An 11,638-nucleotide genomic window follows, 5' to 3' on the forward strand; every position below is an offset into this window, starting at 1 on the left:
GTGCGGCCGCGCCGGGTGCGGCGACCGCACCGGGCGCGGGAGCCGCGCCGACGGGCGACGGCGGGCCGGCCACGCCGGGCGCGGGCGGGCTCGACCTGGGCTCGGGGGTGGCGCCGATCGCCCCGCCCGTGCCCCTCGAGTGGGTCGCCGAGGTGTGGGTGGACCCCGACTGGTACGCCGCGCAGGACCAGGCCGACCAGCCGTGCCCGTCGCCCGGCCTGCCGACGACGGTGCCGCTCACGGTGCGCTCGCTGCTCGTCGGTCGGGTGTCGCGCAGCCGCAACATCCACCCGGAGATCGACTGCGGGACGGACTCGGCGGTGAGCCGGCGCCAGGCGCAGCTCACCACGGACGGCACGCGGTGGTTCGTCGAGGACCTGCAGTCCTCGAACGGCACCTACGTCGGTCCGGCGAGCGGGCCGCTGCCGACCGTGCCGCTCGTCGCGGGCCAGCGCCGCGAGCTCGCCGAGGACGATCGCGTCTACGTCGGTGCCTGGACCCGCCTCGTCGTCCGTCGCGCCACCGACGAGGAGCGCGCCGCCGGCTGACCACCGCGTGAAGGCTTCGGCTCGCCATGTGCGCCGAACCCTTCACGCGGGCGCCCGGCCCGCAGACGGTGGACTTCGTCACGCCTGGCGACACGAAGTCTCCCGGCCTCGAGCCCCTCACCCGCTCGGGCAGGGGCCGCCGCCCCGCGACGCGCCTCCGCCGATGCCGTGAAGGGTTCGGCACGCATGGCGAGCCGAACCCTTCACGTCGCCCGGGGCGGCGGCCCCCACCGCGCCCCGACGCGGGGGGGGCGTGCGACCTGTCGGGTCGCACGCTCTCGGCGCTGTGTGGGACATCCCGCGTCGGGCGGCGCTGCGCCCGACGCCACCCGCGTCAGACCAGGTGCGCCTCGTGCTCGAGCTTGCCCTCGCGGTCGACGGCGGCCGCCCGGAACCGCGACGCGATGACCGCGCCGAAGGCGATGAGCGCCGCGACCGTGGCGATGCCGAGCCGCAGGACGTGGTTGGCGTCCTCGCCGAGGCTGACCTGCACGACCGCCGGCGCGATGAGCAGCGCGACCAGGTTCATCACCTTGATCAGCGGGTTGATCGCCGGGCCGGCGGTGTCCTTGAACGGGTCGCCCACGGTGTCGCCGATGACGACGGCGGCGTGCGCGTCGGAGTTCTTGCCGCCGTACCGGCCGTCCTCGACGATCTTCTTCGCGTTGTCCCACGCGCCGCCCGAGTTCGCGAGGAACACGGCCATGAGGACGCCCGCGGCGATGGCCCCCGCGAGGAAGCCCGCGAGCGGGCCGACGCCCAGGCCGAAGCCGACGGCGATCGGCGCGAACGCGGCGAGCAGACCCGGCGTCGCGAGCTCGCGCAGCGAGTCCCGGGTGCAGATGTCGACGACCTTGCCGTACTCGGGCCGGACCTCGCCCGTCATGATGCCGGGCATCTCACGGAACTGGCGGCGCACCTCGAAGACGATCGCGCCGGCGGCACGCGTCACCGCGTCGATCGCGAGACCCGAGAAGAGGAACACGGTCGCCGCGCCGAGGATGACGCCGACCAGCGTGATCGGCGAGATGACCTCGTAGGAGATCATCGCGACCGCCGTGCCGGAGCGGTCGAGCGCGCTGCCGATCTCGGCGAGCGCCTGGCGCACCGCGTCGGTGTACGACCCGAACAGTGCCGTCGCCGCGAGCACGGCGGTCGCGATCGCGATGCCCTTGGTGATCGCCTTGGTGGTGTTGCCGACCGCGTCGAGGTCCGTGAGGATCTGCGCGCCCTCGGCGTTCACGTCGCCCGACATCTCGGCGATGCCCTGCGCGTTGTCGCTCACCGGGCCGAACGTGTCCATCGCGACGATGACGCCGACCGTCGTCAGCAGGCCGCAGCCCGCGAGCGCGATGAGGAACAGCGAGAGCGTGATCGAGCCGCCCGAGATGAGGAACACGCCGCAGATCGCGGCGGCGATGATGCCCGCGGTGTAGACGGCCGACTCGAACCCGACGCCGATGCCCGAGAGCACCACGGTCGCCGCGCCCGTGAGCGACGTGCGTGCCACGTGGAGCGTCGGCTTCGACGTCGTGCCCGTGAAGTAGCCCGTGAGCCACAGGATGACGCCCGCGAGCACGATGCCGATGGCGACCGCGAGGGTCGCGACGACGCGGGGGTCGCCGGTGTGCGTCGCGAGCTCCTCGCCCACGCCCGAGAGCTCGGCGAACGAGGACGGCAGGTACACGAACGCGGCGACGGCGGCGAGCACCGCGCCGATGAGCGCCGAGGTGTAGAAGCCGCGGTAGATCGCGGCCAGGCCGCTCTCGGAGCCGCGGACCTTGGTGATGTAGACGCCGAGCGCCGCCGTGAGGGCGCCGATCGCCGTGACGATGAGCGGGAAGACGAGGCCCTGCTCGCCGAACGCGACCTTGCCGAGGATGAGCGCCGCGACGAGGGTCACCGCGTAGGACTCGAACAGGTCGGCCGCCATGCCCGCGCAGTCGCCGACGTTGTCGCCGACGTTGTCGGCGATGGTCGCCGCGTTGCGCGGGTCGTCCTCGGGGATGTTCTGCTCGACCTTGCCGACGAGGTCCGCGCCGACGTCGGCCGCCTTGGTGAAGATGCCGCCGCCGACGCGCATGAACATCGCCAGCAGCGCGGCGCCGAAGCCGAAGCCCTCGAGCACCGCGGGCGCCTGCTCGCGGTAGATGAGGACGACCGACGCGGCGCCGAGCAGGCCCAGGCCGACGACGGACATGCCGACGACGCCGCCCGTGCGGAACGCGATCCGCGAGCCCTCGACGCGACCGTTCGGCTGGATCGCCGCCGCCGCGACGCGCAGGTTCGCGCGCGTCGCGAGCCACATGCCCAGGTAGCCGATGGCCGCGGAGAAGCCCGCGCCGAGCAGGAAGAAGATCGACCGGCCGACCTTGATGCCCGTGTCGCCGGGCAGCAGGAACAGCAGGGCGAAGACCAGCACCGCGAACAGCACCAGGGTGCGGAACATGCGGTTGAGGTACGCGGACGCGCCCTCCTGCACCGCGAGGGCGATCTCCTGCATCTTGACCGTGCCCTCGCCGGCCGCGAGCACCTGTCGGCGCAGGACCAGGGCGAAGACGAGCGAGACGACCGCGATGGCGGCGATCACGCCCACGATGGTGAGGCTCGAGGTTCCGAGCGAGGGCATCCGTCCTCCTGGTACGTCGGGGGCCGGACGGCGACGTTGCCGGCGGCCGCGCAGCCCCCCTGAGCCGCGACTGGCGCAGTCTACGGGTGGTCCGCCGACGCGCGAACCGCGGGAGCACGACCGCGCGGCGACCGTCCGCCGAACCCGGCGCGTCGCGCCCCCCAACGTTCACGCGCCGCCGCTCGTCATGATGGGCAGGAGGACCATCGCCGTCCGCCGACCGGCGGCAGCGGTCGGCGCACGGCCCGACGAGGGGAGGCGCGACCCGGATGGCCGCGTGGGAGCAGGCGCTCGACGAGCTGGTGCGCACGCGGGGCTCCGCGCTCGTCGGCTACGCCTACCTGTTGTGCGGCGACCGGCGCGAGGCCGAGGACCTCGTCCAGGACGCCCTGGTCAAGACGTTCTCGCGGGGCCGCGGCGGGCTCGAGACGCGCAGCCTCGAGGGGTACGTCCGGAGCGCCGTGCTCACGACCTACGTCGACGGCTTCCGCCGGCGGCGCCGCTGGGCCGCGGTGCGTCACCTGCTCGTGACGGACGACGTCGGCCCGTCCCCCGACGCGGGCGTCGCGGCGCGGGCGGACGTCGCCGCCGCCCTCGCCGCGCTGTCGCCGCGCGAGCGCGCGTGCGTCGTCCTGCGCTACTTCGAGGACATGACCGTCCCGGCGATCGCCGACGCCCTCGTCGTGAGCGAGGGCGCCGTCAAGCGCTACCTGTCCGACGCCGTGCGCCGCATGGAGGGCCTGCTCGGCCCCCTGCCCGCCGCGTCGCCCACCGAGGGCGAGCAGATCACCCTGACCACCCCGAGGAGGACCCGATGAGCATCGATCTCGAGCGGTCGCTGCACGACCTGGCGCGCTCCGTCCACGACGACGACCTGGCCACGCGCATGAGCGGGCAGGTGCACCACATGGTGGTGCGCATCCGTCGGCGGCGGGCCGCCCGGCACGCCGCGACCGGCGTGGTCGGCGTCGGCGCCGCGACGGCGGTGGTGGTCGGCGGGCTCCAGCTCGCCGGAGGGGGCCGGTCCGGGACCGCGCAGGTGGTCTGGTCGGCGGACGCCTGGGGCTGCGCGGAGGCTCCCGACGTGCCGGCGGTCGCCGACGGCGGGGTCCCGGCCGCGCTGCTGGTCGACCACCCCGTGGCGGCCGCCACCGGCTCGAGCCTCGACGTCCACGTCACGGTCGGCACCGAGCTGCCGGCGCCGGACGACCCGGCGGGCCAGGTGATCGGCCTGACGGAGGCCCCCGTCGCGCTCCTCGTGCGCGACGACGTCGTGGTCGCGCAGGGCCAGGTCGTCACGACCGCCGAGTCCTTCCCGCCCCAGCACACCGTGGCCCTGGCGCTCGACGGCTGCCTCGCGCCGCACGACGCGCTGCCCACCGGCAGCTACACCCTCGTCGTCCGCCAGGTCGCCGACCTGGGGGCGGGCCCCGTCACGCTCGAGAGCCGGACCGCGCTCGAGGTCACCGCGACCGAGGCCGAGGCCCGCGCCCTCCAGGCCGCCGTCCCGACGTCGGCGCCGACCGCCGCGCCCTCCCCCGCGCCGACCGAGCCGCAGAGCGGGGCCGGCGGCACCGGTACCGGGACCGGCCGGGTCGCGACGCAGGCCGACCTCGAGGCGCTCCTCGCGCAGGCCCCGCAGGGCACCTTCCCCGCGTGCGCCTCCGCGGTGACGAGCCAGGCCGAGCCGCCGCTGTCGCTCGACCTGGTGCTCGAGGACCGGCCGTACGCGCCGGGCGAGGCCGTCACCGGGACGGTCGGGCTGCGCGCGAACGGCGGTCGCACCGTGCTCGCCAACGCGCCCTCGCACGGCGCGCTGCTCGTGCTCACGCAGGCGGGCGCCGTCGTCGGGCGCGAGTACCGCGACACCGAGGACGTGACGCTCCTCGAGGCGACCGGCGAGCCGGTCCCCGTCGACCTCACCGGGTCGATGACCCTGTGCGGCGTCCCGGCGTCCGAGACGGGCGCGGGCGGGCTGCCGCCGGGCCGGTACGACGCCTACGCCGTCATGGAGGTCATGCTCAAGGAGATCCAGGGGCCGGGCGGCACCGCGGAGGCCACGAGCGAGTCGATGGTCGTCATGAGCGCGCCGGTGGCCGTGACGATCGAGTAGCCCCCGCGCGGCGGCGGCACGCGCAGCGGGCCCAGGGGGCGCTCGCCGCGCGCTGCCGCCGCCGCCGGGTTAGGACTGTCGGGTGACCACCGACCGTCCGACCCCGCCCGGCGCAGCGCTGCTCGACATCGACGGGACCCTCGTCGACTCGAACTACTTCCACGTCCACGCGTGGGTGCAGGCGTTCGCCGCGGTCGACCGGCCCGCCGACGCGTGGCGCGTCCACCGCTGCATCGGCATGGGCTCGGACCTGCTGGTCGCGGAGCTCCTCGGCGACGACGACGCCGACGCGCTGGGCGAGCGCGTGCGCGCGCTGCATGCGGAGCGCTACGCCGAGCTCACCCCGCTGCTGCGCCCGTTCGACGGCGCCCGGGAGCTGGTGCTCGCGCTCGCCGAGCGCGGCGCGGCGACCGTCCTGGCGACCTCGGCCTCCCCCGACGAGCTCGGGCACCTGCGCGCCACGCTCGAGCTCGACGACGTCGTCACGGGGATCACGTCCGCGCAGGACGTCGACGACGCGAAGCCCGAGCCCGACCTCGTCGAGGCCGCGCTGCGCACCGCCGGCGTCGGGCCCGAGCGCGCCGTCATGGTGGGCGACGCGGTCTGGGACGTGCAGGCGGCGTCGCGCGCGGGCGTCGTGTGCGTCGGCCTCCGGAGCGGCGGGACCTCGCGCGCCGAGCTGCGCTCCGCGGGAGCGGTGGCGGTGCACGACGACGCTGCGGACCTGCTCGCGCACCTCGACGAGAGCCCGCTCGCGCTCGCCTGGGGCGCACCGGCCCCGTCCTGACCGGACCGTCCTACGACCACCTGCCGCACGACCACGGACCGAACCGAGGAGGACCCATGGCCGACCAGCACACGCCCCAGGACCCGACCGACCAGTACCGCGACCCCGACGACCAGACGGCCCAGAAGATCGACCACCCGGGCGAGACGTCCGACATGGAGCAGCAGCCCGACCACGGCGAGGAGTCGTACGTCGGCTCGGGCAAGCTCGAGGGCAGGCGCGCCGTCATCACGGGCGGCGACTCGGGCATCGGCCGGGCGGTCGCGATCGCGTTCGCGCGCGAGGGCGCCGACGTCGTCCTGTCCTACCTGCCCGAGGAGCAGGAGGACGCCGAGGTGACGGCCGGCCACGTGCGCGACGCGGGCCGGACCGCGGTGCTCGTGCCCGGCGACATCCGCAGCGAGGAGCACTGCCAGGAGATCGTCGACCGCGCGGTCGCCGAGCTCGGCGGCATCGACGTGCTGGTCAACAACGCGGCGTACCAGATGGCGCAGGAGGACGGGATCTTCGGCATCACGACCGAGCAGCTCGACCGCGTCATGAAGACGAACATCTACGCGATGTTCTGGCTCACCAAGGCCGCGCTCGCGCACATGGGCGCCGGGTCGACGATCATCAACACGGCGTCGATCCAGGGCTACCAGCCCAGCCCGCAGCTGCTCGACTACGCGACGACCAAGGCCGGCATCCTCAACTTCACCAAGGGACTCGCGCAGCAGCTCGCCGAGAAGGGCATCCGGGTCAACGCGGTCGCGCCCGGTCCGATCTGGACGCCGCTCATCCCCGCGACGATGGACGCCGAGAAGGTCGAGCAGTTCGGCGCGGACACCCCGCTGGGCCGCGCGGGCCAGCCGGCCGAGCTCGCGCCCGCGTACGTCTTCCTCGCGAGCCAGGAGTCGAGCTACATCTCGGGCGAGCGCATCGGCGTCACGGGCGGCAAGCCCCTCCCCTGACCCCACCCGCACCCGCACCCCCGCGTGCAACGGTTCCGGCGGGGCCGGTCGTCCTAGGGGGTGAAGGCCCGCTCGGGGCCGGGTGGAGGCTGGGGACGTGGACGGACGGCGCAGGCGCGAGGCCGACGAGGCGATGGCGACGCTCGCCCGCGAGCGCGGCAAGGCCCTCGTCGGCTACGCGTACCTGCTGACGGGGCACCTCGGCGACGCCGAGGACCTCGTCCAGGACGCCCTGGTGCGCACCTTCGTCCGCGCGACGCACGTCGAGCCGCGCGCCGCCGAGTCCTACGTGCGGCGCGCGATCCTCACGACCTACATCGACGGCTACCGGCGACGGCGCCGGTGGGACGGCGTGCGGCACCTCCTTGCCGGCGCCGAGCGCGACGACGCGCTCGAGGACGTCTCCGGCGCGCGCCTGGACGTCCGGACGGCGCTCCTCGCGCTCCCGCCCCAGCAGCGCGCGTGCGTCGTCCTGCGGTTCTACGACGACCTCACGGTGCCCGAGATCGCGACCCGTCTGGGCCTCGGCGACGGGACCGTCAAGCGGTACCTCAGCCTCGCGGTCCACCGCATGGAGGGCCTCCTCGGACCGCTGTCCCCCGCACCTACCACCGAGACCTTGCTCGTCACGGACGGAGACCCCTCATGACCACCGACCTCGAGCGCGCCCTCGGCGGGCTCGCGAGCGCCGCGGAGTCGGCGGCCCGGCCCGTCCCCGTCGACCGCGTCCTCACGCGGCTGCACCGGCGCCGCGCGGCCCGGACCGCGGTGACGACGGCGGCGGGGGTGACGACCGCGGGCGCCGTCGCCCTGGGCGGGGCCACGCTCGCGCAGACCCAGCGCACCGCGCCGCCGGTCACGTCGCCGTCGCCGACGACGTCGCCCGAGGCACCCGCGTGGAGCGCGGTCGCGGCGTCCGGCGCCTTCGCGTGCGGCGCGCCGGTGCCCGCGGTCGACGATCCCGCCGGCGACGCCGACCTGCACCTGGAGACGACGGCGAGCGCGGCACCGACCGCTCCGGGCGCGGCGCCCGCCTGGGGCCCTCGCTCCCTGGACGGCGTCACGATCGCGCCCGGGGAGGCGCTGCTCCTCGACACCGTGCTCGTCAACGGCACGGGCACCGACGTCGGCGCGGCCGTGCCCCGCAAGCCCCGCGTCACGGCGTGGCTGGTGCAGGACGGCGTCGTCGTCGGGGAGCTGAGCGAGACGATCACGGCCGAGGACGGCCCGGCGTGGGTGCCGCTCGACGTGCCGGCCGGCGCCTCGGCGCCGGTGCCCAGCGGCCAGATGACGCCCTTCGCGTGCGACGGCGAGTCCGGCGCGGCGCTGCCGGCCGGCCCGTACGACCTCTACCTCGCGCTGCCGGTCGCCCCGCCGACGGCGGCCGACGACCCCGGTCAGGTCGAGTCGACCTCGACGGTGGTGGGCGGGCCCTACGCCGTGACGGTCGCCGGGCCCGCGGCGCCCGAGGCGCCCGAGACCGAGGAGCCCGCCCAGGGGCCGCCCGCGCTCGACGAGCTCGTCCTCACGCACGCGGGCCTCGGGCCGCTCGCGATCGGCAGCGAGGTGCCCTACGTCCCGTCGCCGACGGACCTCGTCCGGTTCGACGCCGCGGCCTGCGCGGGCACCGACCTGCCCGAGCGCTGGGTCGCCGCGTACCCCGACGGCATCATGGCGAACGGCGCGCCCTCCGCGCCCTTCACGGTCTCGCCCTTCGAGGGTCGCCTCACCCGGATCGACGTGCTGACGCCCGGCCCCCGGACCAGCGGCGGCATCGGCGTGGGCTCGGCGCTCGACGAGCTGCGGGCGGCGCACCCCGAGATGACCCTGCTGCGGGCAGCCGCCGAGACCGGCGAGGCCGTGGACGCATGGGGCGTCGAGGTCGACGGGCGCACGCTCGCGGTCGAGGTGGCGTCGAACGCCGGGACGGGCGGATGGGCGGCCGACCAGGCCGACCGCGTCGTCGCCCTGACGCTCGTGTCGGGCATCCCCTACGCGTCGCCCGCCTGGGGCGGCGACACCTGCGGCTGAGAAGGAGCAGGCTGGCGTACAACGTCCCGCCCCGGTCCGGCGTCATTCATCAGTACACCTGCGGTGGACCCGCCGGACCGACCAGGACCGGCGCGGGGTGCGACGGACGGGAGCAGGCCGATGGCAGGCCAGGACGACGTCGTCGGGACGCTGATCTCGACGCGAGGCAGGGCGCTCACCGGGTACGCGTACCTGCTGTGCGGCAACGTGGAGGACGCCGAGGACCTCGTCCAGGACGCCCTCGTCAAGACCTTCGCGCGGCGGCGCGCGGGGCTGCGGATCGAGTCGGCCGAGGGGTACGTCCGGCGCGCCATCCTCACGCTGTACCTCGACGGCTGGCGCCGCCGCGGCCGGTGGGCGGGGCGCCGGCACCTCGTGGTGGAGCCGCCCAGCGCGGCCGGGCCCGAGGACAGGACGGCCGCGCACGTCGACGTCGTCGCGGCCCTGCGCCGCCTGCCGCCCCAGCAGCGCGCGTGCGTGGTGCTGCGCTTCTACGAGGACCTCACCGTCGCGGAGATCGCCGAGCAGCTCGGGGTCTCCGACGGCTCCGTCAAGCGCTACCTCAGCATGGGCGTCCACCGCATGCAGGCCCTGCTCGGGCCCGTCGCGAACGCCGACGCCGACCTCGAGATCGTCCAGGAGGCATGACCATGATCGACCTGACGCAGGCGCTCGGCTCGGCGGCGCACGCCGCGACCGCGACGCGCCCCACGATGGCCGCGGGCCCGGTGCTCCAGCGCATCCACCGCCGACGGGCCGTCCGGATCGCCACCGAGAGCACGGTGGGCGTCGCGGCGGCAGGCGCCGTCGCGTTCGCGGGCGTCCAGCTCGCCGGACGTGACGAGCCGGTGCCGCCGGCCACGCCGACACCGTCGCAGACCCCCACGCCGAGCCCGACGGCGACGTCGGCGCCGCTCGTCACGACCGCGGACCCGCTCGGCTGCGGGCTGCCGGTGCCCGACCTCGAGGACCCGGCCGGCGACGGCGACGTGCACCTCGACCTCCAGCCGGGCACGTTCACGCTCGTCGACGGCTCGCCCGTCGACCTCGCGCTCAGCCTGGTCAACGGCTCGGCGGTCGACGCCGGGCCCACCGGCCCGGGCCCGCGCGTGCTGCTCGCGCGCGACGGCGTCGTCGTCGGCGGGCTGACCGCGGCGACGACCGTCGCGGCGGGGCAGCCCCTCGACGCCGGCGCCGTGGTCACCGCGAGCGGGTCGTGGACCGCCGCCGCGTGCGACGGGGGCGACCTCGGCGCCGCCGGGCTGGCACCCGGCGCCTACGACCTCTACGGCGCGTGGGCGCTGGGCGGCGACGCGGCGGCCGACGGCGGGGCCGTGGAGGGCATCGTGGTCGGGGGGCCCTGGGCCGTGACGGTCGAGGCCGCGGCCGACCCGCACCCGGCGCTCGCGGACCTCGTCGTCTCGACGTCGGGGCTGGGGCCGCTCACCATCGGGCTCCCGCCGGAGACCAACCCGGGCGCCGCGATGATCACCTGGGACCCGGACTACTGCGCCGAGATCGTCGAGCCGGGCGCCGAGGCCGGCCGGTGGGTCGAGACGGGCTACGAGGACGACCCGGACCGCGGCGAGATCGGCTCCCCGTTCAGCGTCGCCGTGGACGACGCCGGACGGATCGGCTGGATCGACGTGCGCTCCCCCGGGCCGCGTACCGTCGAGGGCGTGGGCGTCGGGACGACCCTGGACGCGCTGCAGGCGGCGTACCCCGCGCTCTCCGGGCCGTTCGACGGGCCGGTCAGCCGGGTGTGGTGGGTCGAGGACGCCGCGGGCATCCTCGTCTTCGAGACGCAGGGCGACGAGGACGGGCTCCAGCCCGCCGGGACGCCCGAGTCGGTGATCCTCCTGCGCGTCCTGCTCCCGGGGGCAGACCCCCAGTTCGCCACCGCCAACAGCGACTTCGTGGCCGGCGGCTGCATGTAACCCCGCCCCTACTCCTCGCCGAGATGACGACTTCGCCCGCGTGTCGACCGGACACGCGGGCGGAAGTCGTCATCTCGGGGAGGGGGCGGGGATGACGACGGGGACCGCCCCTCGGGCGGTCCCCGTCGTCGATCGAGCGTTTCGGGTCAGCCCTGGAGGGCCTCGTCGAGGGACGAGTGGATGGTGAAGACCTGGGTGAGCGCGGTGATGCGGAAGACCTTGAGGATCTTCTCCTGGTCGATGACGAGCTGGAGGTCGCCGCCGACGGTGCGCACCTTCTTGAGGGCGCCGACGAGGACGCCGAGACCCGTGGAGTCCATGAACCGCACGCCGGTGAGGTTCACCAGGATGTCGGTGTGCTCCGAGTCGATGAGGGACGCGAGCTCCTCGCGCAGCACCGGGGCCGTGTACACGTCGATCTCTCCCGTGACGTCGACCACGGTCCGGTCGCCGCTCGCGCGACTCGTGACGGACACGTCCACACCGGTCTCCTCATCGTTCGAGTGACTGCTCTGACTGACCGACCCATCCTGGTCCAGGCGGGCCCGGAGCGCCATTGAACCAAACACCCGCCTGGGCGGGGCGCCGGGCCGGGGCGACCTGCGGACATGATCGCACCCCTCGGGGTCCGGCGGGTGAG

At 75.4% G+C, this 11,638-nt stretch carries 11 protein-coding genes; 9 read left to right on the plus strand and 2 right to left on the minus strand.

What is annotated here, in order from left to right; all coding sequences use genetic code 11:
• On the plus strand, positions 1-548 hold a 548-nt coding region (locus JIG38_RS13205; protein ID WP_233404981.1), incomplete at its 5' end, for an FHA domain-containing protein.
• Between the two features lie 334 nt (positions 549-882).
• On the opposite strand, the gene JIG38_RS13210 is transcribed toward JIG38_RS13205, so the two are convergent.
• Entirely contained in the window at positions 883-3,177 is a 2,295-nt protein-coding gene (locus JIG38_RS13210) for a sodium-translocating pyrophosphatase (RefSeq protein WP_199424290.1), read from the minus strand.
• A gap of 269 nt (positions 3,178-3,446) precedes the next feature.
• On the opposite strand from JIG38_RS13210, the gene JIG38_RS13215 reads away from it, so the two are divergent.
• The 8 genes from JIG38_RS13215 (at position 3,447) to JIG38_RS13250 (ending at position 10,998) form a co-directional block, all read left to right on the plus strand.
• Positions 3,447-3,995, plus strand: a complete 549-nt coding sequence (locus tag JIG38_RS13215; protein WP_199424291.1) for a sigma-70 family RNA polymerase sigma factor — start codon at positions 3,447-3,449, stop codon at positions 3,993-3,995.
• A complete protein-coding gene (locus JIG38_RS13220) occupies positions 3,992-5,290 on the plus strand; it encodes a hypothetical protein (RefSeq protein WP_199424292.1) in 1,299 nt (432 codons plus the stop codon). Before JIG38_RS13215 ends, JIG38_RS13220 begins: the two co-directional genes overlap by 4 nt.
• A gap of 82 nt (positions 5,291-5,372) precedes the next feature.
• A complete protein-coding gene (locus tag JIG38_RS13225) occupies positions 5,373-6,077 on the plus strand; it encodes an HAD family hydrolase (RefSeq protein ID WP_199424293.1) in 705 nt (234 codons plus the stop codon).
• Positions 6,078-6,133: 56 nt separating this feature from the next.
• Entirely contained in the window at positions 6,134-7,030 is an 897-nt protein-coding gene (locus tag JIG38_RS13230; protein ID WP_199424294.1) for an SDR family oxidoreductase, read from the plus strand.
• Between the two features lie 97 nt (positions 7,031-7,127).
• The gene (locus JIG38_RS13235; protein WP_307844912.1) at positions 7,128-7,679 is read left to right on the plus strand and encodes a sigma-70 family RNA polymerase sigma factor; all 552 of its coding nucleotides are present in this window, start codon (positions 7,128-7,130) and stop codon (positions 7,677-7,679) included.
• On the plus strand, positions 7,676-9,061 hold the full coding sequence (locus JIG38_RS13240; RefSeq protein WP_199424295.1) for a hypothetical protein: 1,386 nt from the start codon (positions 7,676-7,678) through the stop codon (positions 9,059-9,061). The genes JIG38_RS13235 and JIG38_RS13240 overlap by 4 nt, the downstream gene beginning before the upstream one ends.
• 120 nt (positions 9,062-9,181) lie before the next feature.
• A complete protein-coding gene (locus tag JIG38_RS13245) occupies positions 9,182-9,709 on the plus strand; it encodes a SigE family RNA polymerase sigma factor (RefSeq protein WP_199424296.1) in 528 nt (175 codons plus the stop codon).
• Positions 9,706-10,998: a hypothetical protein gene (locus JIG38_RS13250; protein WP_199424297.1), complete on the plus strand. Its 1,293-nt coding sequence runs from the start codon at positions 9,706-9,708 to the stop codon at positions 10,996-10,998. Before JIG38_RS13245 ends, JIG38_RS13250 begins: the two co-directional genes overlap by 4 nt.
• Before the next feature lie 146 nt (positions 10,999-11,144).
• Here the strand turns inward: JIG38_RS13250 and JIG38_RS13255 are convergent, their stop codons facing one another.
• Positions 11,145-11,480: an STAS domain-containing protein gene (locus JIG38_RS13255; RefSeq protein ID WP_199424388.1), complete on the minus strand. Its 336-nt coding sequence runs from the start codon at positions 11,478-11,480 to the stop codon at positions 11,145-11,147.
• Positions 11,481-11,638 lie beyond the last annotated feature (158 nt).

Origin of the sequence: Actinotalea solisilvae, from assembly GCF_016464425.1 — a bacterium.
GTDB classification, from domain to species: domain Bacteria; phylum Actinomycetota; class Actinomycetes; order Actinomycetales; family Cellulomonadaceae; genus Actinotalea; species Actinotalea solisilvae.

What these genes read in the sequence shown, in the direction of transcription:
- JIG38_RS13220 (WP_199424292.1), top strand. Translation starts at nt 3,992, where the DNA reads ATGAGCATCGATCTCGAGCGGTCGCTGCACGACCTGGCGCGCTCCGTC.
- JIG38_RS13210 (WP_199424290.1), bottom strand. Translation starts at nt 3,177, where the DNA reads ATGCCCTCGCTCGGAACCTCGAGCCTCACCATCGTGGGCGTGATCGCC.
- JIG38_RS13245 (WP_199424296.1), top strand. Translation starts at nt 9,182, where the DNA reads ATGGCAGGCCAGGACGACGTCGTCGGGACGCTGATCTCGACGCGAGGC.
- JIG38_RS13230 (WP_199424294.1), top strand. Translation starts at nt 6,134, where the DNA reads ATGGCCGACCAGCACACGCCCCAGGACCCGACCGACCAGTACCGCGAC.
- JIG38_RS13215 (WP_199424291.1), top strand. Translation starts at nt 3,447, where the DNA reads ATGGCCGCGTGGGAGCAGGCGCTCGACGAGCTGGTGCGCACGCGGGGC.
- JIG38_RS13240 (WP_199424295.1), top strand. Translation starts at nt 7,676, where the DNA reads ATGACCACCGACCTCGAGCGCGCCCTCGGCGGGCTCGCGAGCGCCGCG.
- JIG38_RS13250 (WP_199424297.1), top strand. Translation starts at nt 9,706, where the DNA reads ATGACCATGATCGACCTGACGCAGGCGCTCGGCTCGGCGGCGCACGCC.